Here is a 24,366-nt window from a genome sequence, read left to right on the forward strand (position 1 = left end):
TTACCCTCCATTCTTAATTCCTTCTACTTTTTGACTCAAATCGTCCCATTGTTGCCAAAAGACCGAGACACGATCTTCTCCTTCTTTCGTTAACGAAAAATACTTCCGATCTGGACCATCTGGCGACGGGCGCATGTCGCCTCTTATCCATTGATTTTTTTCTAACTTTTGCAACAAAGGATAAATAGTTCCTGGAACGATAGTATCAAATCCAGCCTCTCGCAAAGTCTGAACCAACTCATAACCATATCGCTCTTTTTGACCAATCATATCCAAGACACAACCTTCAAGAACACCTTTTAATAGTTGAGTTTCTTTCATCCCTTCTCCCTTCTAATCTATTTGGTAATACCTACTAGTGACTTCATCTATAATATACCACTTTCACACTAGTTTGTAAAGCATAATAGTTAAATAAAAAACAGAACTAGCATGAACTAGTCCTGTATACTTTTACCCAATCACACTTCCATTCGGTACAGCTGAGTCAACTGTGAGAAGGGTTAATTTTCCATCATGTTCAGCTGATAGGATCATACCTTGACTGACATATTTCTTCATCATCTTACGAGGTTTGAGATTGGCAACGATTTGAACTTTCTTGCCGACCAATTCTTGTTCATTTGGATAGTATTTTGCAATTCCTGAGAGGATTTGACGATCTTCACCATCACCAGCATCCAAGCGGAATTGAAGCAACTTATCTGAACCTTCTACTTTAGACACTTCTTTGACTTCTGCGACACGGATTTCGACCTTGTCAAAGTCTTCAAACTTGATTTCTTCCTTGTTTAGTTTGAGTTCAACTTCGTCTGGGTTCCACTCTTTTTCGACTGCTGGTTTGTTGCCTTCCATTTGTTCCTTGATATAGGCGATTTCTTCTTCCATATCCAGACGTGGGAAGATTGGTGTTCCTTTGGCAACTACAGTCACATCTTCTGGGAAGTCAACCAAGTTCAAGTTTTCAAGGCTCGCTACTTCTTCTAAGCCAAGTTGATTCAAGACTGCACGACTGGTTTCCATCATAAATGGCTCAATCAAGTGAGCAACGACACGAAGGCTAGCTGCCAAGTGACTCATGACACTTGCCAATTGATCGCGAAGTGCTTCATCCTTAGCCAAGACCCATGGTGCGGTCTCATCGATGTATTTATTAGTACGTGAAATAAGAGTCCATACTGCTTCTAGGGCACGTGGGTAGTCAACTGCTTCCATGTAGGTGTGGTAGTCAGCGATTGATTGTTCTGCAACGTCAGCAAGAGCATGGTCAAACTCTGTTACACCCTCTACATAGGCAGGGACTTGCCCGCCAAAGTACTTATTAATCATAGAAACCGTACGGTTGAGGAGGTTTCCAAGGTCATTGGCCAATTCGTAGTTGATACGGCCTACATAGTCTTCAGGAGTGAAGGTTCCGTCTGAACCAACTGGAAGGCTACGCATGAGATAGTAACGAAGTGGATCTAGTCCATAACGCTCTACCAACATTTCAGGGTAAACGACATTCCCTTTAGATTTAGACATTTTGCCGTCTTTCATGACGAACCAACCGTGAGCAATCAAACGATCTGGCAATTTGATATCCAACATCATAAGAAGGATTGGCCAGTAGATTGAGTGGAAACGAAGGATGTCTTTTCCTACCATGTGGAAGACTGTGCCATTCCAGAATTTGTCAAAGTTACCATGTTCATCTTGACCGTATCCAAGCGCTGTCGCATAGTTAAGAAGGGCATCAATCCAAACGTATACAACGTGTTTAGGATTTGATGGTACCGGCACACCCCATGTAAAGGTTGTACGAGAAACCGCCAAATCCTCTAAACCTGGCTCAATAAAGTTGCGAAGCATTTCATTCAGACGACCATCTGGAGTGATAAATTCAGGATGAGCTTTGAAAAATTCCACCAGACGATCTTGGTATTTGCTGAGGCGAAGGAAGTATGATTCTTCAGAAACCCATTCCACTTCGTGACCTGATGGAGCAATACCGCCAGTTACATTTCCAGCTTCATCACGGAATACTTCTGCGAGCTGGCTTTCTGTAAAGAATTCCTCATCTGAAACTGAATACCAACCAGAGTATTCACCCAAATAGATGTCATCTTGAGCCAGCAAGCGTTCAAAGACTTGTGCGACAACTTTTTCATGGTAGTCATCAGTTGTACGGATAAATTTATCGTATGAGATATCAAGTAATTGCCAGAGTTCTTTAACTCCAACTGCCATTCCATCAACATAAGCTTGAGGTGTGATGCCAGCTTCTTCAGCTTTCTGCTGGATTTTCTGACCATGCTCATCAAGACCTGTCAAATAAAAGACATCGTAGCCCATCAGGCGTTTGTAACGTGCTAGGACATCACAAGCAATGGTTGTGTAGGCAGATCCGATATGAAGTTTTCCAGATGGATAGTAAATCGGCGTTGTAATATAAAAATTCTTTTCAGACATAATTTTTCCTTTCCAGGCAAATGAAACCTGTTTTTCTAACACTTCATTATATCACATTTTTAAGAATTTTCGATAGGGAAATCTATACAAAAACAAGATAGACGAGTGTCCATCTTGTTGATCTTATTCATAACGAAGGGCTTCGATTGGATCAAGTTTCGATGCCTTGTTGGCTGGCAAGACTCCAAAAACGATACCCACGCTAGCCGAAACTGCGAGACTAAATAGGGCAACTGGAATTGATACTCCAACTTCTATACCCGCAATCAAACCTTGCAACAACAAACCTGCTAAGGCAGTTAAACCACTTGCAATTGTCAAGCCAATTAATCCACCTAACAAGGTCAAAATCATGGATTCAATCAAAAACTGGATTAAAATATTAGCACGTGTCGCACCCAAAGCCTTACGGAGACCAATCTCACGGGTACGCTCTGTAACAGAAACCAGCATAATGTTCATAACACCAGTTCCTCCAACAAAGAGAGAAATTCCTGCAATGGCGCTAATAACCGTCGTCATAAAACTAAACGATTGTTGAATTTCTGCAAATGCAGCTGACTCATCTGCCACTTGATATTCTCCCTGTTGCAAGCCAGCCAGCTCTGTCATTTTTCGTGCTAATTCTGGACCCAGAGTTTGAGTCAAGCTTGTGTCATTCACTCGAAAGACAATATTAGCAATTTCATCTACATTAAAATTCGCAGCAAGGGAGATATTTGTGGTAATAGGCAAGCCACCAAGACCATACATTTTTGAATTTTTAGATTCTGGGCTAGTATAAACACCAATGACTCGATAACTAAAACCATTGACTTCCACAACCTTGTTAATAGCCTCTTGAGGAGATCCAAATAGACTAATGGATAATTCTTCATCAAGCAAAATGACACTTGCAAATTCTTTGAAATCTTGTTCTCTCAGACTACGTCCTGCAAGAATTTCATTGTTAACAGCCTCCATATAAGTTCTGTTTCCACCTGTCAAATTGGCATTTTCAACCTTTTTATCTTTATAAGTCAAGATGGCGTTCGTTGAGTTGGTTACATAGTAATTATCCACTCCTTTCAGTTTGGCTGCCTCCTTGACCCAAGATTCTTGCGGTTTTGGTGGTTCAACATGAACTTCCTCTTCTTTTCCAGAAACCGTAAAAGCTGATTGTTTCTGAGTAAAAGATCCATCTTTACTTTTTTTAGAAGAGAAAAAGACACTGATATTTTTTTGAGATCTGGTCATGTTTTTATTGAGCTGTCGAGACATGGAATCACCCAGAGCCATAATCACAACAACCGATGAAACACCGATAATAATCCCAATCATGGTAAGCAAAGAACGCATCTTGTGAGCCATGATAGATGAAAAGGCAAATTTCAGATTCTGCATCTTAGTTTTCCTCCTTTTCTAACTGAGCACTATCAGATGAAATAACTCCATCGCGAATGACAATCTGACGTTTGGCATAAGCAGCTATTTCAGGCTCATGCGTTACCATGATAATGGTTTTTCCTTCTTTATTCAAGTCAACCAATAGTTGCATAATTTGATTCCCTGTTTTGGTATCCAAGGCTCCTGTCGGTTCGTCTGCTAGGATAATAGAAGGATTGTTTACCAAGGCACGCGCAATAGCCACACGTTGCTTTTGACCACCAGATAATTCCGAAGGCAAATGATGACTACGTTCTGTCAATTCAACCTTATCTAGATATTCCTCAGCTAACTTACGACGTTTTGAAGCCGAAACTCCTGCGTAAATTAAGGGTAATTCTACATTTTGCAAAGCATTGAGTTTAGATAGAAGAAAGAACTGCTGAAAGACAAATCCGATTTGTTGGTTACGGACCTTGGCTAGTTGTTTTTCACCAAGTCCAGCTACTTCTTGGCCTTCAAGATAATATTCTCCACTGGTTGGTGTATCCAACATGCCGATCGTATTCATGAGAGTGGACTTACCAGAACCAGATGGTCCCATAATGGCAACAAACTCACCCTCATTCACTTCTAGGTTGATATTTTTGAGAACCTGCAGTTCTTGGTCACCGTTACGGTAGATTCTGCAGATATTTTTTAGACTAATTAGTTGCTTCATCAGCCTTCACCTCTTTTCCTTCCTCTAGAGAAGACGTTGGGTTACTGATGACCTTGACTCCATTTGTCAGACCTGAAGTGATTTCTTGGTTGTCTGCATCAGCATTGCCCAAACCAACTTCCACTTTCTTGGCCTTTTTCTGCTCGTCAAGCACCCAGACATAGTTCTTATCATTTTCAGTCACAATACTTGTTAGAGGAACCAAAATGGCTTTACTCTTGTTCTTGACCTCAACACTTACTGAGAATCCTTGTTTCAAATCACCGATTTCACTTGTAACATCGATGGTATATGGATATTTAGAACCAGAATTACCACCTGCTGCGGCAGTAGCTGCACTTGCTGCTTCACCATTGTTTTTAGGGTAGTCAGAAATGTAGCTAATCTTACCAGTCCAGCTCTTATCTTGGTAAACTTTAGAAGTAAAGGTTACTTCTTGTCCTACAGAGAGGTTGGCAAGGTTATATTCAGATAGTTCCCCCTTAACTTGCAAGTTTTCATTACTTACGACATGAACTACTACTTGGCTAGCTCCTGTTGGAGATTTAGAAACATTACGGTTGACTTCGACCACAGTTCCCTCTAAGGTACTGAGAACCGTCATTGCATCCAACTGACTTTGAGCCTTGCTTAATTGCGCTGCTGCATCTGCACGAGCATCACGAGCATCACCTAGTTGTGCATCAATAGATGACACTGCATTTCCTGAGACTGGAGCTGGAGTTTGGGCTGCTACACCTTCGCCTCCTGCTGGCGTTGGCAACTGTGGAGCCGGAGCTGAAGCAGCTTCATTTCGTGCTTGATTGAGTTCATTGATATGACGATCTGCCTTAGCAACTGCTCTACTCGCTGAATCATAGGCCGCCTGGGCTTCTGAACTACTGTACTTGACTAAAGCCTGTCCTTCACTGACCTTATCACCCACAGAAACAAGGATTTCATCTAAATCTCCCTTACTAGCATCAAAATAAACATATTGTTCATTTTTTGCTGTTACTGTCCCTGACAATAAAACAGAGGATGCCACGCTTCCTTCCTTGGCAACAACAAGATGAGTAGCCTCATCTTTTACAGCAGTCTGAGAAGGTTGTCTAAAGAGCAAAATGCCCCCAGCACCCAATACAACTACACTCGCAGCACCGATTGCTGCATACAATTGCCACTTTTTAGCTTTACCATTCTTTTTCATAATGAAACTCCTTTTTGATTTAAAGTTCTTAACAATATTATACAAAAATTATCAATTTGAAACAATAACATTTCAGAACGAAATAATGACATTTCAGGATTTAATTATTGTTCGGAATTTATTTTACAATCGTTGTACTAGTTATATAATACACTTTATTTTTCTTTTTTGCAAGCCTTTTCTTTAATTTTTTTGAACGTAGCAGATTTTTGCAATCACATCAAAAAAAAGATAGAATATGACTATCAAAAAATGACACTCTACTATTTAAAAGAGTACAAAGGAGTTTTCAATGAGAGAATACGATATCATTGCTATCGGTGGAGGTAGCGGAGGAATTGCTACTATGAACCGTGCTGGTGAACACGGAGCTAAAGCGGCCGTTATTGAGGAAAAGAAATTAGGTGGAACCTGTGTCAATGTCGGTTGTGTTCCTAAAAAAATCATGTGGTACGGGGCGCAAATCGCTGAGACTTTCCATCAATTTGGAGAAGATTACGGCTTTAAGACTACTGATCTTAACTTTGACTTTGCAACACTACGTCGTAATCGTGAAGCCTACATCGATCGCGCTCGTTCTTCTTATGATGGCAGTTTTAAACGCAACGGAGTAGACTTGATTGAAGGTCATGCTGAATTTGTAGATTCTCATACTGTCAGCGTAAATGGTGAACTGATTCGTGCTAAACATATCGTGATTGCTACTGGTGCCCATCCAAGTATTCCAAATATTCCTGGTGCTGAGCTAGGTGGCTCTTCTGATGATGTATTTGCCTGGGAAGAATTGCCAGAGTCAGTTGCTATTTTAGGCGCGGGTTATATTGCAGTTGAATTGGCTGGCGTGCTCCACACTTTTGGTGTCAAGACAGACCTCTTTGTTCGCCGCGATCGTCCTTTACGTGGTTTTGATTCTTATATCGTTGAAGGTTTGGTCAAGGAAATGGAAAGAACAAACTTGCCACTTCATACTCACAAAGTCCCTTCCAAGTTAGAAAAAACTGCTGAAGGCATTACCATTCATTTCGAAGATGGTACTAGTCACACAGCTAGCCAAGTTATCTGGGCTACAGGCCGCCGTCCAAACGTTAAGGGCTTGCAACTTGAAAAAGCTGGAGTAACTCTGAACGAACGTGGCTTTATCCAAGTGGATGAATACCAAAATACTGTTGTTGAGGGAATCTATGCTCTAGGTGATGTAACAGGCGAAAAAGAACTGACTCCAGTAGCTATCAAGGCTGGGCGTACCCTATCTGAACGTCTCTTTAACGGAAAAACAACTGCAAAAATGGACTACTCAACTATTCCAACTGTTGTCTTTTCACACCCTGCTATCGGAACGGTTGGATTGACAGAAGAGCAAGCTATTAAAGAATACGGTCAAGACCAAATCAAGGTTTACAAATCAAGCTTTACTTCTATGTACTCTGCTTGCACTTGCAACCGTCAAGAAACACGTTTCAAATTGATCACAGCTGGTTCTGAAGAAAAAGTTGTCGGACTTCATGGAATTGGCTACGGTGTTGATGAAATGATCCAAGGATTTGCCGTTGCTATCAAAATGGGAGCAACCAAAGCAGACTTTGATGCAACTGTGGCGATTCACCCAACTGCATCTGAAGAATTTGTAACCATGCGTTAATCGAAATAAAAGAAGCAGAGCAAAAAACACTTCTAAATATCAAAAATCGAGTATTGCCGTAGTTGGAGATACTCGTTTTCTTATGTTTTATTTTATAGTATGTTGAAATAAGATATGCAAAAATCAATTAACAAACCATAACAAAATATAAGGATTATAACACAATCATTTATTCTTTTCTTTAAAAGATTCATATATTTTTTTATATAACTCTTTCATATCTTTTTTCTGAGAATTCAACTCTTCACTACCGTAGTCAAAATTTGCTACTACAAATCCCTCGTCAGCATTAGAAAAAGTAAAAAATTCTATTCCAATGAGTTTATTATGCTTAGAGTCCTCAATAGTGTCTCCTAAATTATTATTAAATTGCTTCACTTCTTCTTCACGAACTCCGAACCCCGCAGCAGCTCCATTTGCAATGATGTTTGAAAATACTTCTTCTGAAGACGCTACTTCTTTCACAGTTATGATATATGTAGCTTCTTCCGTTTCTACTTGTTTCACTTTATTCCATTTGTCTGTATCACTAGAAGAAAGCGTATAGACTATTAACTCCAGTGTTGGTTTATTGGTATTTTCTTTTGTGATCATTTGTTTTCCAAAGAAGAAAATGGCAAGCATTCCAGCTACAAAGATCAAAGCAATATAAATTATCTTTTTCATACATTATCCCCTATATCTTTCATATCAATGATCACATCAACTTCGTTATAGACAGCTGGATCATGCGTCGCTATAATGACATATTTATCTTCATCTCTTTCATTCAATAATAAACGAATAATTTCTTTTCCAATCTCACCATCTAAAGCTCCTGTAGGCTCATCTGCTAAGATAATTTTACGTGGTTTCATTAACATTCTGGCAATAGCTACACGTTGAGCCTGCCCTCCAGACAATTCATATATTTTTTGATGTAAATAGTCACTTGACAGTCCTACTTTTTCAAGTACATCAGTTATTGTTTTTTTGTCTTTAGTGATAAGTTTCAAATTATCATATACTGTTTTGTTATCTATTAAAGAATAATTCTGAAATACATATCCAACAGTATTTTTAAAAAAAGTTCTTTCTTTTATCTTCCAAATATCTTGTTTATCAACTAAAACATTCCCACTGTCAATTTTTTCTAATCTTCCTATAATATTAAGAAGGGTACTTTTACCAGAGCCAGAACCTCCAATCAATGCATAACTTTTTCCAGATTCAAATTTTAAATTTAAGTCTGTAAAGATCTTTTTTGAGCCGAAACTTTTTGAAACGTTCAAAAGGTCAATTGTCATGTTTCATCTCCTTTTAAAATTTTAGTATAGCTTTCAGATAATTTTCTAAAACTCATGATTATTGACAACATCAAAACGAGCAGAGAAGCGAGACCAATATATAGCAACTCTATTTGACCTGTCATAAGAAATGTAAATAGGATAACTATTGTAATAGTCATCATAAAATACTTGAGACTTGAAATTGCTATATATGTTTTTGACAGACCCAAAATAATTTTTTTCACATATTCATTCTGTTTTAGGGCAATATAAAGTTGGACATATTGATAAATGAGTATAAAGACAATACTGTAAATTATCTTCTGCAAAATTTGTGAAAGTAGAATTTGGTGCTCTAAGGACTGGATCTTTAATTTCACAATTTGGTAAACATCTACTGGATTCATTGAAAAATTCAACTGGCTAGCCATTTCATTTATTTTATTTACCGCCTCAGGACTAAAAAGAGACTTATATGTTATATTACTAGCCAAAGAAAACTTGTTGTTTTCAATCATTTTGTCCGTATCTAACACAACAACAATGTTATCTTTACTATCTGCTACACTTGCGATTGGTAAAAACTCTTTCATTTTATGATTATCATCAGCATCTTCATTAAAATAAAAAATTTTTTTCCCATCAGGAATTATTTGTACTGCAATTTCTTCTTTTGTATAGTTTGTTCCAATAAATTGTTCTGCTACAACTGTATTTTCAATAGATTTCTGATTTTCTTTCCATTTCTCAGGAATATAGATGGTTGCTATCTTATTATCTAAAAGATGATAGTTTGTTCCATTCACTTTATTTTGTAGGTTAGCACCTGTTTGATTGATATAAATCAACTCTTTATTTATTTCTGGATTCGTTATTCCGTCATTTTCTAATTGTTTAGAAAAGTCTTCTAAAACATGAGATGTTTTCATGAAATCTGGAACATATGCCTTAGATCGGTCTATATATAAATAATCTAAGTTTTTTAAGGCAGCAGCTATCTGTAGATACTGACCATCCGAATCATTAACTTCTCCATTTTTAGTAGAGTTACTTTCAATTCCAAGGAACTCAATCCTTCTCCAGTCTTTTACTGTGTCCCATGGTACTAAATTCTGTAGCTGGATGTTAATACTGGATTGACTACTCTTTGTTTCTTGTAAAAAAATTCCTGAGACAATGATGATAATCGAAATAATGGCAAGCCATACGACAAAAATAAGTTTATTTTTCGCCTTGTTTTTAATAATTTCAATAGGCTTTTCAACCTGAATCGTCAACCAAAATAAAACAAAAGTAATGAGATCAATGATTTGAAATAGTATAAAATTCGTTAAAAGCAGAGAGAAAAATAACTTAGAACTATAGGTGAAGAAACCATTTCCCAAAAAAGAACTGTAAGAAATCATCAATAAAGCCATCATAATCAGTTCAAAAATAAGAGAAATGCCATACTCTCTTCTTAGATCATATACAGGCAAGCCCAAAGAACGTCGTATCACTCCTTCTTTAATCTGCTTCGTTCTAACAACAAATAACACAACTAATAAAGTTAAGTAAATCGAACTCATTAACAGTATTCTTAAAGTTCCTGTGAATTGTAAGATTCCTCCTATATACCAAGGATAAGCCATATATACTGTTTGCAACCCCGTCATCGTAAGTGGTTTCAAACTATCTATATCCATTTTCCCAAGGGTGTAATACATCCCTATTATTGGTGCTGACTTTAATTGCTCATTGTTTTCATCATCGAAATTTACATACTTCAACTGACCAGAACTCTGAACGATTGGCTTGTAAATGGTAACCTTTTCCGTTTTTGATAAGTCACGAACCATTTCGTATATTTCGTTATTAGAAAGATTACTTTTTCCTTGAATAGAAAAAGCACCATCAATTGGTAAAGGTACGGGGGTTTCAGTATCGCTGATAGTGACCAGACCAATTGCAGCGATCAAACAAAAGAAAAATCCAATGATACATAATTTTAATTTCATAAGCACTTACCATATTACAAAAGACCCTATCTTATAATCGGGTCTCTTGTTTTCATAAATTATTTTTAAAATCTATAATAATCCCAATATGCATTTAATCGAATATCGCTCCAAGATTTTGTAGCACTTGAATATGCCCATCCATAATCTTGTTTATCCTGAGCTTTAACTGTTCCCCAAAAATTCGTTACTGAAGATTTTGAACCAATATTATCTGGAGAACTAACAAAGTAATTCGAATAACCAGAGTTATCATTTACACCATATTCCCATACATCAATAATGGGACTTGGAGCAGGGTGTGCTGTAGTTGCACTAACAATACTAGCTACAGTAGCAAAGCTAAAACTTAAAACACTTGCGACTAGAAAAACAGATGCTTTCTTGTTAATTCTTTTTTCATTTTACTTCTCCTTGAAGTTAAATATTTGATGAAGATTAAATAATAGTCCCTTTTTAGTCCCTCCATATTACTTTAATTTGAATTGATTATATTTAGGTTTTTAATCACCGTTACGGTATCTAGAGTCGTTAAAATATCTCATAACTACCCCTCCTTTTAAAATTGAACACATATAAGTGTATCCGTTTACATTTATTAATGTAGCACTTATTTTTTAGTTTGTCAAGTATTTATAGTATATTTTTTATGTATAAAATGGGATTATCCATAAAGGCGATTTTCGAATCAACAAAACAATTATCCAACTTAACCAGTAAGCAAATCGGCTGTTACAGTCTTTGTTACCTTGTTTTAAAAAATTGGTTGACAATAATTACTCCACGAGTATAATAGTTACTATACATTAGAAAAGAGGTTAACTATTTTGAAAAAAGCTCACGTTTATGCCATCCCTGCTATTGGGGCTGCTCTCATTGCTGTTTTAGCACAAATCAGTCTTCCAATTGGACCTGTCCCCTTCACTCTGCAAAACTTTGCAATCGGCTTGATTGCTACTGTCTTTAGACCGAGAGAGGCTGTACTTTCTGTTGGACTTTATCTTCTTCTAGGTGCTATCGGTCTTCCTGTCTTTGCAGGAGGTGGAGCTGGATTGCAGGCGTTGGTTGGTCCTACTGCAGGCTATCTTTGGTTTTATCTCGTTTACTCTGAACTGACTTCCTCTCTAACCAACAGCAAGAGTGGTGTTGTCAAGATTTTTCTTGCAAACCTCTTGGGTGATGCCCTTGTCTTTGTCGGTGGGATTCTCAGCTTACATTTCCTAGCTGGAATGGCATTTGAAAAAGCTCTTGCTGTGGGAGTTCTTCCCTTTATCATTCCAGATCTTGGTAAACTTCTAGCTATTAGTTTTATTAGCCGTCCCCTACTTCAACGCCTTAAAAATCAGTCTTACTTTGCTAACTAAAAAAGGATATCGAGTTATTATGACTCAATATCCTTTTCTTTCATTTTGAAAACTTAGTTACCTTTAAAAGCATCCACCATTGTTTGAAATTCTTCATTGGAGAGAGTAATTCCTTTACCCATTTTAGTATGATCTGGACTCCAAGCACGAATATCAAACTTTGCAGGAGCACCATTAAAGCTCACACGGTTGATTTCCTTGGTCCAACCTTTTTCGTTTTCAGAAAGAGTCAACAAGTGCTCTTCAATTTCAAATGTAAATTCTGCCATTTTCTTCTCCTTTTTTAGCTTTCATTTGATTATTCGTAAAATCTTGTAGATTTTAGGAAAATTTTATATAATATTGATATAAAAGAAGGGAGGTCACTATGAGACATAAATTCCAGCAAGTTCTAGATAAAATACATGACTTTTTAAATGGACATGAAGAACCAGACCATACTGAAAGCAACTCCCTTACAGCCACTATTGAAGAGGCTATCCAGAAACAAACTGCTGTTCACCTTATCTTGTCTGAGACAAGCTTTACAGGTGACATCATCAAATACGATCAGCAACGCCAGCAAATTATCGTGAAAAATTTTGCCAAAAATGTGACCCGTATTATCCGCATAAGCGATATTCAACGCCTGCGATTTGTCCCTTCAACTGTCCAAACAGCCCAAAAAAATAGATTTAAGAAAGAGTGAGATGTAGTTGCTGCATCCCACTCTTTTTTCTTAGCGAATTTGTTCAAAATGTAAATGAACTGCGATATGATCTCCATAACCACTTCTTTCCAAGTCACGTTGTAGACGATAGGAAATGTAGTGTTCTGCAATAGTAATGTAACCTGCACCCAGCAAACGATGTTCAACCATAGACTGAATCATGCTAATAGTCGCACGTTCCACCTTGGCCTCTTCCAAATCCAAAACCACTTTCTTAGTGACTTGTGCAAGGTTTTGACGTAAATCATCTGTCAATACATAGACAGTCTGGGCTGCTTTTAAGATAGCTTGGTAAATCTTATCTGGATTAAATTCAGCAATTTCTCCATCACGTTTGATTACTTGCATAGGTATCTCCTTTACTCTTTGTTTTCTTTAATTTCTGCCAGCATTTTTTCTTCTTCTGCTGTCAGTTGATAATGTTCAAGCAAATCCGGTCTGCGTTCATAGGTTTTCTTTAAACTCTCATACAGGCGCCACTGACGAATCTTCTCATGGTGTCCACTCATCAGTACATTTGGCACGACCATACCACGATAATCATAGGGACGTGTGTACTGAGGATACTCGAGAAGCCCAGAAGAAAAACTATCATCTTGGTGGCTAGACTCCTTGCCAATCACTTCTGGAATCAGGCGTACCGTAGCATCAATCATGGTCATGGCTGCCAATTCTCCACCAGTCAGGACATAGTCCCCCAGGGAAATCTCATCTGTCACCAAGGTCTTAATGCGCTCATCATAACCCTCGTAGTGCCCACAGATAAAGATTAGCTCTTCCTCTTGAGACAAATCCTCGGCATAAGCTTGATCAAACTGCTTTCCAGCAGGATCGAGGAGAATGACGCGCGGATTTTTCTTTTCAATAGTATCAAAGGCATCGAAAATGGGTTGTGCTCGGAGCAACATCCCCTGACCGCCTCCGTAGGGCTCATCGTCGACATGGCGGGCCTTTTCAGCATTTTCTCGAAAATTATGATACTGGATATCCAAGAGCCCCTTTTCTCGAGCCTTTCCAACGATTGAGTGCTCTAGTGGAGAAAACATCTCTGGAAAAAGGGTTAAAATATCAATCTTCATCGTCTAACCCTTCTAAGATTTCCACATCGACGCGGTTATTTGGAATATCGACATTGAGAACCACTGGTGGGATATAAGGCAAGAGCAAATCACGCTTGCCTTTTCGCTTGACCACCCAGACATCGTTGGCACCTGGTTGCAGGATTTCTTTGATGGTTCCAATCAAGTTATCACCCTCATAGACTTCCAAACCGATAATCTCGTGATAATAAAATTCACCATCGTCTAGGTCATTCAAATCTTCCTCAGCAACCTTGAGACTGTATCCCTTGTACTTTTCAATAGCATTGATATGGTACATGTCTTTAAATTTGATAATATCAAAGTTCTTCTGTTTACGGTGACTAGCGATGGTCACTGTTTGAACAAACTGATCTTTTTCATCAAACAAGGCCAGCTCAGTACCTTTTTTAAACCGTTCTTCTGCAAAATCCGTCACAGACAAGACTCGCATCTCACCCTGCAACCCCTGCGTATTGACGATTTTCCCAACATTAAAGTAGTTCATCTTGTCTCCTGTATCTATTTCTTTCCATCTTATTCTGACAATTCTCGAATAATAGTCGCAATTTTTTCTGATTCTGACCATTGTAAATAATGGTGATTCCCTCCTAAAATGAGTTTAGTATTGGAAGTCCAATATTCTGATTCTCTGTACTCTTTTTCTCTATAAGCCTGACAAAAAATAAATACAGGGATATAAGATTCTATAGATACATTCTCAAAATCTTCCTCAGTAATCTCTCCAGATATCTGAAATCCTGTATCTTGATTTTCCAACTCTGAACCTTTTTCTTGCATTATTTCCCAGATTTCTTTATTAATTTCAGGGCTAAATGTTGCTTGAGTTAAGTTCTTAAAATAAAGTTCAGGACCAAATTCTTCAATCAGTCTCATTTGCTCTTCCATTTCTGGATAAGGATTTTCTGAAAAATCAGCAAACATGACGTTTTTAGTGGTCGGTTCAATTGCTACTAAAGCCTGACACTTAATTGGTTTCTTGAGCAATTCACAAGCTAAAATTCCACTCAAACTATGTACACAAAGTATATATTCAGAAATCCCTAATTCTTCAAGTACTTCATAAACCGCATCTGCAAGATTATCCAGATTTTTTCCAGCTTGGTCATGAATCGGACTCCTACCTGTGTTCGGAAAATCAATTGCCAAGTAACCAATTGTGGGCGGAAGTTTTTCGAGTATAAGTGAAAAATTTTCATAACTTGGTAGCAAACCTGCGCCACTTAAACAAACTAGCATTTTCTTTTGCTTTTGATAAGTAACAGAGAGACTACCAATTTCTGTAGATACTTCAAACCTCTTCATAAAGAAATCCACTCGTTCTATATAATGAATTATTAAAAATCCTTATCCTTTATTTTATCACGTTCCAAAGATTTTCTCAAGTTAGAGGAAAATACATAGAGAGCCCGCTATAGTCCAAAAAGTGCTAATATTTTCCTCTTTAATGTTAATTTATATTTGAAAGATGAGATATTTACATTCCCGTTATACATATTGCTATAAAATGTATATTCCCCAATTTCACCCTGACTTGTTTTCCATTTCATTCTTAAACTAGGCATATTCTCTGGTAAATTTGTATGAATCAATAAGCATGTATAATTCTTTAAATTTTTAACTGTATGCAGTTTATTATTTACAATCAAACAATCGTTTCTTGAATCATAGTTTAAAGAATAAAATTCTACTATTTCAATATCAACTTCTTTGGGATAAAAAATCAAATGATTAAAAGGTTTGCTACTTATATTATGTGTAAATTCATGAATATAGTGAAAATTTGTATGTAAAGATTCAAACTCGAATGGTTTAATTTCCTTGATTTCAATATTATTGATATAAACCTTATTTTGGAAAGTTATCTTTATAATCACAGCAATAAATGTCGCAATTTGTAAAATTCGTAATAGCCAATCAATATACATTGACCAATCTATGTTAAAAACACAATCAATATTCATTCTTTTTCAGTTTTCTTTCAAAAATTCTTCCAAATCACGTTCATGTTTGTACTTAATGGCTGCAGTCTCATCTTTCTTAAAGATAGTCTTGGTAAGGTCAATATGGTTGATGGCGGCGATTGCGACGGTGTAGTGAATGATATCAGCCAGTTCTTTTGATAGTTCCTCATTAGAATCCTGAACGCCCTCTTTTCTACCAGAACGACCATTCAAAACCTCAGCTACTTCTCCGACTTCCTCCACTAACTTCATAAAGAGACCTTCCTCAGTCCGAGACTGCTGGTAATGTTCCAGTAGGTAGTCTTGTAATTGTCTAAACGTTAAATCCTTCATATCCTGCTCCTTGCAAAAAAAGCGAGACATTCGTCCCGCCCTTCTTATTTTTCGTCAATAACGATTCTTACTTTTTTGTCTTCAGTTGGGACAGAGTAGACAATCGTTCTTATCGCAGAAATAGTGCGACCCTTACGACCGATTACACGACCCACATCGCTTTGATCAAGATCCAAATGATATTCCAAAAATTCTGGTGTATCTTCAATCTTGATAGTTAAGGCATCTGGTTGTGAAATCAAGGGTTTCACAATCGCAATAATGAGATTTTCAATCGTATCCATCTGTCAACCTACTTTAAACTTATTTTGAGAATTTAGAATCGTGGAATTTTTTCAATACGCCTTCTTTTGAAAGGATGTTACGTACTGTATCTGAAGGTTGAGCTCCATCAGCCAACCATGCAAGAACGCGGTCTTCTTTCAAAGTTACTTGGTTTTCAGCAACAAGTGGGTTGTAAGTTCCAACTGTTTCGATGAAACGTCCGTCACGTGGTGAACGTGAATCTGCTACGTTGATACGGTAGAAAGGTTTTTTCTTAGAACCCATACGAGTCAAACGGATTTTAACTGCCATTTTTAAAGTCTCTTTTCTTATTTTTTATTTCGGTGAAATAGCTGAGCTATTTAGCACATGTTCTATTATAGCAGATTTCTAGCAGGTGTCAAGAAAAAAACTTGACAGACTATAAAATTCTTAAACCATTTAGAAATTTGTTAGAAGTAGGAAATAAATGTTTGAAAGAGGCTATCAGTGAATACTATTTTATACTCAATGAAAATCAAAGAGCAAACTAGGAAGCTAGCCGCAGCCTGTACTTGAGTACGGCAAGGCAAAGCTGACATAGTTTGAATTTGATTTTCGAAGAGTATTAGAAACATTTTATAAAGACCATCAACTCAAACCCTCCATATCGCCTGAACGAGATTTGGATACTTGGCTTCTAAATCCCAAGCCTGTTCCCAAGCGAAATATCAAGGATTTTAAGAATGATATTTACTAATTAATTTATAAAATATGAATTAATAGATTCTAAATAGGAGAATAATTTAGTTCTGTAAAAATTAATTTCTACACCTACAAAGCTTATTTTTAGACTTTATAACAGTCTAAGAAAAAAAGTAGAGATTCATACAGTATCTAGATTTTTCAAAAATTCTTTATCATCAAATATTATTAACGAAACTATCCAAATCAAATCCGATGCATTGCTTCAAAGAATTCTTTAGTTGTTTGACTAGCCAGGGCTTTTATTAAAAAATTTTTTCAAATAATTGCCACCTTGGCACATAAATTCTTGCTTTCTAAATTTAAATGTGATATATTTATAACATAAAATTTAAGTGTTATATATTTATAACAAAAAAAGGAGTCTATCATGAAAAAAAGTCAAAAAATGCATGGCCTCATTGCAATGATTGCCGTAGCTCTCTTTATTGATTTTATTGTTTTATTTGGTTCTAATCTTAGTTGGGGACCCAAGTTAGTTATTACTGGTATTTCAGTGCAAGGTCAAATTGTAGCTATTTGGAGCTGGCTACATATGAAACTATGGTCTCATAAGAGTCAGAAAGGTAAGGGAAAGATTATTTTTGACTTGTCTGCTAAGCTTTACACGATACTTTTATTTGCAGCAAGTATTTTTTATACAGTAGGAATTTGGGTTGCGACCCCAAGCGAAAGTTCTGGTATTAAAGAATGGATTTTAGGAATTGGCCTCGTTATTGAAGTGATTGTATTTGGTTTTTTCTGTTTGAAAAATGTCAAGGAAACTCCGGACGAACGCTTTTATGCTAATTTAGCCAAGGCAGCTAGCTTGATGTTTGCTTGTATACTAGGCGCACTGATGATCCTAGCAGTTATCATTGGGTATATGGGGTCTCTCACTCTTTACATGGGACAGATCTTTATTAGCATAGCTGCCTTGATTTGCATCTTTGCGGTTGTCTATTTTATCTTGGAACGTAGAGGATAAGCATGGCCAAAGAAAGCAATATTATTACTAATCTCAAATCTGTTCGTGAGTCCACAGGTATGACCCAGCAGGAGTTAGCCGACCGCATTGGCATGCGACGCGAGACAATTCTGCACTTGGAAAATAACCGTTACAATCCTTCGCTAGAAATGGCTCTTAAAATTGCTCAAGTTTTTAATCTGAAAGTAGAAGACCTCTTTGAACTCAGACAGAAAGAGGAAGCATAATTATTTTCGAGACCTAGTATTAAGTTCATTGATTAATTAGGAATTGAAGCCAAAAGAAAAAATCCTTTGAAAATGTGCTCTTTTAAAATATAGTAATTCTTTCGAATTAACCTTTACTAATTGTGATGCTTTACGAGCTTTCTTAAGATATGGCTCCCTAAATACTTTGAGTACACTTATAGCATTGATGCCTCTAAGCAAGCGATTTTTCTTTTGGCTTTCTCTAAAACTACCTTGTCACTAATATTTGAAATCCACTTCCTTTTAGGGTACAATGGTAGAAATAAATTTTTGAGAGGAACAGAATGAAAAAACTAGCAACCCTTCTTTTACTATCCACTGTAGCTCTAGCTGGATGTAGCAACATCCAACGTAGTTTGCGTGGTGATGACTATGTAGATTCTAGCTTGGCCGCTGAGGAAAGCTCCAAAGCAGCTGCCCAATCTGCCAAGGAGTTAAATGATGCTTTGACAAACGAAAACGCCAATTTCCCACAACTATCTAAAGAAGTTGCTGAAGACGAGGCTGAAGTGATTCTCCACACAAGTCAAGGAGATATCCGTATCAAACTCTTCCCTAAACTCGCTCCTCTAGCGGTTGAAAACTTCCTCACTCATGCCAAAGAAGGCTACTATAACGGCATTACCTTCCACCGTGTCATCGATGGCTTTATGGTCCAAACTGGAGATCCCAAAGGGGACGGTACAGGTGGTCAGTCCATCTGGCATGACAAGGATAAGACTAAAGATAAGGGAACTGGTTTCAAAAACGAGATTACTCCTTATCTCTATAACATCCGTGGTGCTCTTTCTATGGCTAATACTGGTCAACCAAACACCAATGGTAGCCAGTTCTTCATCAACCAAAACTCTACAGATACCTCTGCTAAACTCCCTACAAGCAAGTATCCAAAGAAAATCATTGAGGCCTACAAAGAAGGTGGAAACCCTAGTCTAGATGGTAAACACCCAGTCTTTGGTCAAGTGATTGACGGTATGGATGTTGTAGATAAAATTGCTAAAGCCGAAAAAGATGAAAAAGACAAGCCAACGACTGCTATCACAATCAATAGCATCGAAGTGGTGAAAGACTACGATTTTAAATCTTAAAAACCTAAAAATACAGTACCCACATACGGTACTGTATTTCTTTTATCCTCATTTTTAAGTTAGATTATTAAAATCCCAGATTTGGTCCATCCAACCTTCATAAAAGTCTGGTTCGTGGCAGACCATAAGGATAGATCCCTTGTATTCTTTAAGAGCGCGTTTGAGTTCATCCTTGGCATCCACATCCAAATGGTTGGTCGGCTCGTCCAGCACTAAAACGTTGTTTTCACGATTCATCAAGAGACAGAAACGAACCTTGGCTTGTTCTCCACCTGACAAGACCTGAATTTGGCTTTCAATATGCTTGGTTGTCAGACCACAACGGGCAAGGGCTGCACGAACTTCTGCTTGGTTGAGAGCTGGAAAGGCATTCCAAACAGCCTCTAGTGGTGTTTGGCGATTACCGCCTTCTACTTCCTGTTCAAAATAACCGAGTTCTAGGTAGTCACCGCGTTCCACTTCCCCAGCGATTGGCGGAATAATGCCCAAGAGACTCTTCAAGAGAGTCGTTTTTCCAATACCATTTGCCCCGATAATAGCAACCTTTTGATTACGTTCAAAGGTAAGATTTAAAGGTTTGGTCAGAGGACGGTCATAACCAATCTGCAAATCCTTGGCTTGGAAAATAAAGCGCCCTGGTGTACGAGCCGGTTTGAAATCAAAGGATGGTTTTGGTTTCTCACTTTGCAGCTCGATAATATCCATCTTATCCAATTTCTTCTGACGGGACATGGCCATGTTTCGTGTTGCAACACGCGCTTTGTTTCGAGTCACGAAGTCCTTGAGGTCCGCAATCTCTTTCTGCTGACGTTCGTAGGCTGCCTCTAGCTGAGATTTCTTCATAGCATAGACTTCTTGAAACTGGTAGTAGTCACCAGAATAACGCGTCAGCTGTTGATTCTCCACATGGTAGACAATATTAATCACATCGTTCAGGAATGGGATATCATGTGAAATAAGGACAAAGGCATTCTCATAGTTTTGGAGATAGCGCTTGAGCCAATCAATATGCTCAGCATCCAAGTAGTTGGTCGGCTCGTCCAACAGCAAGATATCAGGCTTTTCAAGGAGGAGTTTAGCCAAAAGTACCTTGGTTCTTTGCCCACCTGACAAAGAAGTTACATCTGTATCCATGCCAAAGTCCATGACACCAAGGGCACGCGCTACTTCATCAATCTTAGCATCCAAGGTATAGAAATCACGACTCTCCAGACGGTCTTGAAGTTCTCCCACTTCTTCCATGAGAGCATCAACATCCGCACCGTCTTCAGCCATTTCCATATAGAGGTCATTGATACGAGCTTCAGCTTTGAAAAGCTCATCAAAAGCCGTACGGAGAACATCACGTACCGACTGCCCTTCAGCAAGGACAGAGTGCTGATCCAAGTAACCAGCAGTCACATATTTGGACCACTCAACCTTCCCTTCATCTGGCAGCATTTTACCAGTCACGATACTCATAAAGGTTGATTTTCCTTCACCATTGGCACCGACCAGACCGATATGTTCCCCCTTTAGAAGACGGAAGGATACATCTTCAAAAATTGCACGGTCACCAAAACCGTGACTCAGATTTTTAACTTCTAAAATACTCATTTTAATTCCTTATCTTGTTTTTATGTAATTGTTTATAGAGAAGCCAAGCCAGATAGCCACCCAAGGTATTGGTCCACAAATCATCAATCTCAAAGACGCGATTAAAGTCGAAGAAAAAATCTAAAACTAGTTGCGTACACTCAATTCCTAGACTCACTAGAAAACTGAACAAAATCACTTTTCTTGTCTTACGCAAGTTTGGAAGGAGATAAAGGAGTTGGAAAATCAGAGGAAAAAGCAAGAAGACATTGAGGATATTTTGTAGAAAAATCCAACATAATTGTCCTATGTCACTCACCTCACCCAGTTTCCAGAGAGAATTGAAAGGAGTCAAAAGAAAAACCAGGCGTCCAAGATGCTGAATACCTGGAGTTTCCACTCCCACGGGAGATTGTTCTTGAGGAGTAAAGCAAAAATAGACGATACAAATGCTATAGAAAATGACTCCCCAGACTAAAACATGATTATAAGTTTTCTTCATCATTAAGGATTGACTGCTGCGACTGCTTTCTGGCGGTCACGTTTCATTGTGTTAGAGCGCAATTGTCCACAAGCTGCATCAATATCTGTACCATGCTCTTGACGAACCACACAGTTAACACCTTTTTTCTTAAGCGTATCATAAAAGGCCAGGACGCGCTCTTTAGGACTACGGCTATATTGGTCATGCTCACTAACTGGGTTATAAGGAATCAAGTTTACATAAGACAATTTCTTGATATTCTTGAGCAATTCAGCCAATTCCAAGGCTTGTTCTACACCATCATTAACTTCATTGAGCATGATATACTCAAAGGTCACACGACGATTAGTTGTCTCAATGTAGTACTCAATAGCTGCAAAGAGTTTTTCAATCGGAAAGGCACGGTTAATCTTCATAATACTTGAGCGCAACTCATTGTTAGGTGCGTGAAGAGAAACGGCAAGATTGACTTGAACTCCTTCATTAGCAAAGTCACGAATTTTATGGGCCAAACCTGAGGTTGAAACCGTGATGTGACGAGCACCGATAGCCATTCCCTTGTCATCGTTGATAGTACGAACGAAATTCAAGACATTGTTGTAGTTATCAAATGGTTCACCAATCCCCATGACAACGATATGGCTGACGCGTTCATCCTGACCACGCTCATCAAAGTACTTCTGAACCAGCATGATTTGCGCTACAATTTCACCGTTATTGAGGTCACGTTGTTTCTTGATCAAACCAGAAGCACAGAAGGTACAACCGATATTACAGCCGACCTGAGTGGTCACACAGACTGACAAACCATAGTGTTGACGCATAAGTACAGTCTCTATCAACATACCATCAGGCAACTCAAAGAGATATTTAACTGTCCCATCAGCAGACTCTTGAACGATACGTTGTTTCAAGGGATTGACCACAAATTGATCATTAAGCTTAGCAATCAAATCCTTGGAAAGGTTGGTCATCTCTTCAAATGACTGGACACGTTTACGGTAAAGCCATTCCCAGATTTGATCTGCACGGAATTTCTTTTCTCCCTGCTCCAAAACCCATTCCTGCATGGTTTGACGTGTTAAACTATAAATTGACGGTTTCATTTCTTCTCCTTATTCTCTACTCACTTCTGACGAATGACAAAATGACGTTGTCCCTTGTCCTCTTTCTGAGAATGCTGGTCTTTCTGACGACGTCTATTTTTCTTATCTGCATTCGGTTTTCGTTTGGTTTGAACCGGTTTCTTTCCTTTTTTAGAAGGTGTTTCTTCTTCCTTCTTACGCATTTTCTTGTCAAATGATGCGCGCTTAGGTGCTTCATTTTCTAAGACAAAATAGGCACAACCATAACTACAATACTCTAAAAGGTAGTCTTGTAAACGACTGATTTTTTCAAGTTTTTCTTCTGTTCGGTCATCCTTGTAAAAACCGCGTAGGCGAAGCTGTTCGTTGCTCCAGTCTCCCACGATATAATCAAACTTGGTTAAGACTTCTGAAAAACGCTGATTAAAAGCCGTCACATCAAAGGCTTCCTTGATGTTTTCCACCAAGGAAAAAGCTATCCCTTCCGTTTCTACCTTGTCCCCGTGTAAATGGAACTCAGGACCAGGAAACTTGTTATAGTTGTATAATTCAGGTGCAATTTCTTTTCGCATAGATATCCTTTTTCACGATTACTTAATACTTTATTCTACCATAATTTCTAGCAGTTAGCACGTTTCTCATAAAAATGAAAAAAGTCTGACGATTTTGTCAGACCAGAGTCATATAACTTAAAAAAGAGAAGAACAATTCTTCCCTCCAACTATCATTATTTAGCAGCTGCGTACAGTTCATCTACTTTGTTCCAGTTAATCACTGAGAAGAAAGCTTTGATGTAGTCAGGACGCACGTTGCGGTATTTCACATAGTAAGCATGTTCCCAAACGTCCAAGCCCAAGATTGGTTTTTTACCTTCTGAGATTGGTGTGTCTTGGTTTGCTGTTGAAGTCACTTCAAGTTTCCCCTCTTTGTTGACAACCAACCATGCCCATCCAGAACCGAAACGAGTTGTTGCTGCCGCAGTGAAGGCTGCTTGGAAGTCTTCAAATGAACCAAATGTTGCATCGATTGCTGCTGCAAGTTCTGCTGAAGGAGCTGTTTTTTCAGGAGTCATCAATTCCCAGAAAAGAGCGTGGTTCAAGTGTCCACCACCATTGTTGATAAGTGCTTGACGGATATCAGCTGGGATAGATTCTACATCAGCAAGCAAGGCTTCAAGGTCTTCACCGATTTCAGGGTGTTTTTCAAGAGCTGCATTAGCATTGTTGACATAAGTTTGATGGTGTTTGTCATGGTGCAAGTGCATTGTTTCCGCATCAATGTATGGTTCCAAAGCATCATATGCATATGGAAGATCTGGTAAGATAATAGCCATCTGTAATACCTCTTTTTCTTTCTATATGAAAATGATAACGCAAACATTCACTTTTTTCAAGTTTTTTGCTTATAGATGAAGAAATCACTGAGATACTTTCGAATAATACTCTTCGAAAATCTCTTCAAACCGCGTCAACGTCGCCTTGCCGTAGATATATGTTACTGACTTCGTCAGTCTTATCTACAACCTCAAAGCAGTGCTTTGAGCTGACTTCGTCAGTTTCATCCGCAACCTCAAAAACATGTTTTGAGCTGACTTCGTCAGTCTTATCTACAACCTCAAAGCAGTGCTTTGAGCTGACTTCGTCAGTTTCATCCGCAACCTCAAAAACATGTTTTGAGCTGACTTCGTCAGTCTTATTTACAACCTCAAAGCAGTGCTTTAAGCAACCTGCGGCTAGTTTCCTAATTTGCTCTTTGATTTTCATTGAGTATAAAACAAGCAAATCAGCAAGAAACCCACGACAAGATAATCT

At 38.1% G+C, this 24,366-nt stretch carries 30 protein-coding genes; 6 read left to right on the forward strand and 24 right to left on the reverse strand.

Features of this window, described 5'->3' with window-relative positions; genetic code table 11:
- The 5 genes from KV696_RS02555 to KV696_RS02575 form a co-directional block, all read right to left on the reverse strand.
- A complete protein-coding gene (locus KV696_RS02555) occupies window positions 1-321 on the reverse strand; it encodes a PadR family transcriptional regulator (RefSeq protein WP_000665421.1) in 321 nt (106 codons plus the stop codon).
- A 132-nt stretch (window positions 322-453) separates the two neighbouring features.
- The gene (gene metG / locus KV696_RS02560; protein ID WP_219966764.1) at window positions 454-2,451 is read right to left on the reverse strand and encodes a methionine--tRNA ligase; all 1,998 of its coding nucleotides are present in this window, start codon (window positions 2,449-2,451) and stop codon (window positions 454-456) included.
- Between the two features lie 123 nt (window positions 2,452-2,574).
- The gene (locus KV696_RS02565) at window positions 2,575-3,834 is read right to left on the reverse strand and encodes an ABC transporter permease (RefSeq protein ID WP_023943040.1); all 1,260 of its coding nucleotides are present in this window, start codon (window positions 3,832-3,834) and stop codon (window positions 2,575-2,577) included.
- 1 nt (window position 3,835) lies between these two features.
- Complete coding sequence (locus tag KV696_RS02570) at window positions 3,836-4,537, reverse strand: ABC transporter ATP-binding protein (protein WP_219966765.1); 702 nt, start codon at window positions 4,535-4,537, stop codon at window positions 3,836-3,838.
- On the reverse strand, window positions 4,521-5,729 hold the full coding sequence (locus tag KV696_RS02575) for an efflux RND transporter periplasmic adaptor subunit (RefSeq protein WP_219966951.1): 1,209 nt from the start codon (window positions 5,727-5,729) through the stop codon (window positions 4,521-4,523). Before KV696_RS02575 ends, KV696_RS02570 begins: the two co-directional genes overlap by 17 nt.
- 289 nt (window positions 5,730-6,018) lie before the next feature.
- On the opposite strand from KV696_RS02575, the gene gor reads away from it, so the two are divergent.
- Window positions 6,019-7,365 (forward strand): glutathione-disulfide reductase, encoded by a 1,347-nt coding sequence (gor, locus tag KV696_RS02580; RefSeq protein ID WP_219966766.1) that lies wholly within the window; start codon window positions 6,019-6,021, stop codon window positions 7,363-7,365.
- A 165-nt stretch (window positions 7,366-7,530) separates the two neighbouring features.
- Here the strand turns inward: gor and KV696_RS02585 are convergent, their stop codons facing one another.
- The 4 genes from KV696_RS02585 to KV696_RS10330 form a co-directional block, all read right to left on the reverse strand.
- Entirely contained in the window at window positions 7,531-8,031 is a 501-nt protein-coding gene (locus KV696_RS02585; RefSeq protein ID WP_219966767.1) for a hypothetical protein, read from the reverse strand.
- On the reverse strand, window positions 8,028-8,651 hold the full coding sequence (locus tag KV696_RS02590; RefSeq protein WP_000151033.1) for an ATP-binding cassette domain-containing protein: 624 nt from the start codon (window positions 8,649-8,651) through the stop codon (window positions 8,028-8,030). Before KV696_RS02590 ends, KV696_RS02585 begins: the two co-directional genes overlap by 4 nt.
- Window positions 8,648-10,630: an ABC transporter permease gene (locus tag KV696_RS02595; protein ID WP_219966768.1), complete on the reverse strand. Its 1,983-nt coding sequence runs from the start codon at window positions 10,628-10,630 to the stop codon at window positions 8,648-8,650. The genes KV696_RS02590 and KV696_RS02595 overlap by 4 nt, the downstream gene beginning before the upstream one ends.
- Before the next feature lie 65 nt (window positions 10,631-10,695).
- A complete protein-coding gene (locus tag KV696_RS10330; protein ID WP_309147679.1) occupies window positions 10,696-11,022 on the reverse strand; it encodes a hypothetical protein in 327 nt (108 codons plus the stop codon).
- A 435-nt stretch (window positions 11,023-11,457) separates the two neighbouring features.
- On the opposite strand from KV696_RS10330, the gene KV696_RS02600 reads away from it, so the two are divergent.
- Window positions 11,458-11,994, forward strand: coding sequence for a biotin transporter BioY (locus KV696_RS02600; protein WP_219966769.1), 537 nt, complete (start codon window positions 11,458-11,460; stop codon window positions 11,992-11,994).
- 53 nt (window positions 11,995-12,047) lie between these two features.
- Here the strand turns inward: KV696_RS02600 and KV696_RS02605 are convergent, their stop codons facing one another.
- Window positions 12,048-12,263 carry a YdbC family protein gene (locus tag KV696_RS02605; RefSeq protein WP_000807422.1) on the reverse strand — a complete coding sequence of 72 codons (216 nt, stop codon included), beginning with the start codon at window positions 12,261-12,263 and terminating at the stop codon, window positions 12,048-12,050.
- A 98-nt stretch (window positions 12,264-12,361) separates the two neighbouring features.
- Between KV696_RS02605 and KV696_RS02610 the strand changes: the two genes are divergently transcribed.
- Window positions 12,362-12,682 carry a hypothetical protein gene (locus KV696_RS02610; protein WP_023943050.1) on the forward strand — a complete coding sequence of 107 codons (321 nt, stop codon included), beginning with the start codon at window positions 12,362-12,364 and terminating at the stop codon, window positions 12,680-12,682.
- A 30-nt stretch (window positions 12,683-12,712) separates the two neighbouring features.
- Here the strand turns inward: KV696_RS02610 and KV696_RS02615 are convergent, their stop codons facing one another.
- From KV696_RS02615 to rpsP, 8 genes are all read right to left on the reverse strand, one after another.
- Window positions 12,713-13,051, reverse strand: coding sequence for an ATP cone domain-containing protein (locus KV696_RS02615; protein ID WP_001196040.1), 339 nt, complete (start codon window positions 13,049-13,051; stop codon window positions 12,713-12,715).
- Between the two features lie 11 nt (window positions 13,052-13,062).
- Window positions 13,063-13,782 (reverse strand): tRNA (guanosine(37)-N1)-methyltransferase TrmD, encoded by a 720-nt coding sequence (gene trmD, locus KV696_RS02620; RefSeq protein ID WP_219966770.1) that lies wholly within the window; start codon window positions 13,780-13,782, stop codon window positions 13,063-13,065.
- Complete coding sequence (gene rimM, locus KV696_RS02625) at window positions 13,772-14,290, reverse strand: ribosome maturation factor RimM (RefSeq protein ID WP_057487241.1); 519 nt, start codon at window positions 14,288-14,290, stop codon at window positions 13,772-13,774. The genes trmD and rimM overlap by 11 nt, the downstream gene beginning before the upstream one ends.
- 29 nt (window positions 14,291-14,319) lie before the next feature.
- On the reverse strand, window positions 14,320-15,108 hold the full coding sequence (locus KV696_RS02630; protein ID WP_219966771.1) for an alpha/beta fold hydrolase: 789 nt from the start codon (window positions 15,106-15,108) through the stop codon (window positions 14,320-14,322).
- 107 nt (window positions 15,109-15,215) lie between these two features.
- Window positions 15,216-15,767 (reverse strand): hypothetical protein, encoded by a 552-nt coding sequence (locus KV696_RS02635; RefSeq protein ID WP_023943056.1) that lies wholly within the window; start codon window positions 15,765-15,767, stop codon window positions 15,216-15,218.
- 6 nt (window positions 15,768-15,773) lie between these two features.
- Window positions 15,774-16,100, reverse strand: a complete 327-nt coding sequence (locus KV696_RS02640; RefSeq protein ID WP_219966772.1) for a MazG nucleotide pyrophosphohydrolase domain-containing protein — start codon at window positions 16,098-16,100, stop codon at window positions 15,774-15,776.
- Between the two features lie 44 nt (window positions 16,101-16,144).
- Entirely contained in the window at window positions 16,145-16,384 is a 240-nt protein-coding gene (kphA, locus tag KV696_RS02645; RefSeq protein WP_000379617.1) for an RNA-binding protein KphA, read from the reverse strand.
- 19 nt (window positions 16,385-16,403) lie between these two features.
- Window positions 16,404-16,676, reverse strand: a complete 273-nt coding sequence (rpsP, locus tag KV696_RS02650) for a 30S ribosomal protein S16 (protein ID WP_000268760.1) — start codon at window positions 16,674-16,676, stop codon at window positions 16,404-16,406.
- An 802-nt stretch (window positions 16,677-17,478) separates the two neighbouring features.
- Between rpsP and KV696_RS02655 the strand changes: the two genes are divergently transcribed.
- The 3 genes from KV696_RS02655 (at window position 17,479) to KV696_RS02665 (ending at window position 19,411) form a co-directional block, all read left to right on the forward strand.
- Window positions 17,479-18,075 carry a hypothetical protein gene (locus tag KV696_RS02655; protein WP_219966773.1) on the forward strand — a complete coding sequence of 199 codons (597 nt, stop codon included), beginning with the start codon at window positions 17,479-17,481 and terminating at the stop codon, window positions 18,073-18,075.
- Window positions 18,076-18,077: 2 nt separating this feature from the next.
- The gene (locus tag KV696_RS02660) at window positions 18,078-18,302 is read left to right on the forward strand and encodes a helix-turn-helix transcriptional regulator (RefSeq protein ID WP_049502154.1); all 225 of its coding nucleotides are present in this window, start codon (window positions 18,078-18,080) and stop codon (window positions 18,300-18,302) included.
- Between the two features lie 305 nt (window positions 18,303-18,607).
- Window positions 18,608-19,411 (forward strand): peptidylprolyl isomerase, encoded by an 804-nt coding sequence (locus tag KV696_RS02665; protein ID WP_219966774.1) that lies wholly within the window; start codon window positions 18,608-18,610, stop codon window positions 19,409-19,411.
- Between the two features lie 54 nt (window positions 19,412-19,465).
- Here the strand turns inward: KV696_RS02665 and KV696_RS02670 are convergent, their stop codons facing one another.
- The 6 genes from KV696_RS02670 to KV696_RS09980 all read right to left on the reverse strand — a co-directional run bounded on the left by KV696_RS02670 (window position 19,466) and on the right by KV696_RS09980 (window position 24,318).
- Window positions 19,466-21,007: an ABC-F family ATP-binding cassette domain-containing protein gene (locus KV696_RS02670; protein WP_219966775.1), complete on the reverse strand. Its 1,542-nt coding sequence runs from the start codon at window positions 21,005-21,007 to the stop codon at window positions 19,466-19,468.
- A gap of 1 nt (window position 21,008) precedes the next feature.
- Window positions 21,009-21,491, reverse strand: coding sequence for a VanZ family protein (locus KV696_RS02675; RefSeq protein ID WP_219966776.1), 483 nt, complete (start codon window positions 21,489-21,491; stop codon window positions 21,009-21,011).
- Entirely contained in the window at window positions 21,491-22,576 is a 1,086-nt protein-coding gene (gene rlmN, locus KV696_RS02680; protein ID WP_000804760.1) for a dual-specificity RNA methyltransferase RlmN, read from the reverse strand. The genes KV696_RS02675 and rlmN overlap by 1 nt, the downstream gene beginning before the upstream one ends.
- A gap of 20 nt (window positions 22,577-22,596) precedes the next feature.
- Window positions 22,597-23,127 carry a YutD family protein gene (locus KV696_RS02685; protein ID WP_219966777.1) on the reverse strand — a complete coding sequence of 177 codons (531 nt, stop codon included), beginning with the start codon at window positions 23,125-23,127 and terminating at the stop codon, window positions 22,597-22,599.
- A gap of 155 nt (window positions 23,128-23,282) precedes the next feature.
- Entirely contained in the window at window positions 23,283-23,888 is a 606-nt protein-coding gene (sodA, locus tag KV696_RS02690; protein ID WP_020903212.1) for a superoxide dismutase SodA, read from the reverse strand.
- A gap of 124 nt (window positions 23,889-24,012) precedes the next feature.
- On the reverse strand, window positions 24,013-24,318 hold the full coding sequence (locus KV696_RS09980) for a hypothetical protein (protein WP_258318542.1): 306 nt from the start codon (window positions 24,316-24,318) through the stop codon (window positions 24,013-24,015).
- Window positions 24,319-24,366 lie beyond the last annotated feature (48 nt).

This window comes from Streptococcus humanilactis (genome assembly GCF_019448275.1).
GTDB classification, from domain to species: domain Bacteria; phylum Bacillota; class Bacilli; order Lactobacillales; family Streptococcaceae; genus Streptococcus; species Streptococcus humanilactis.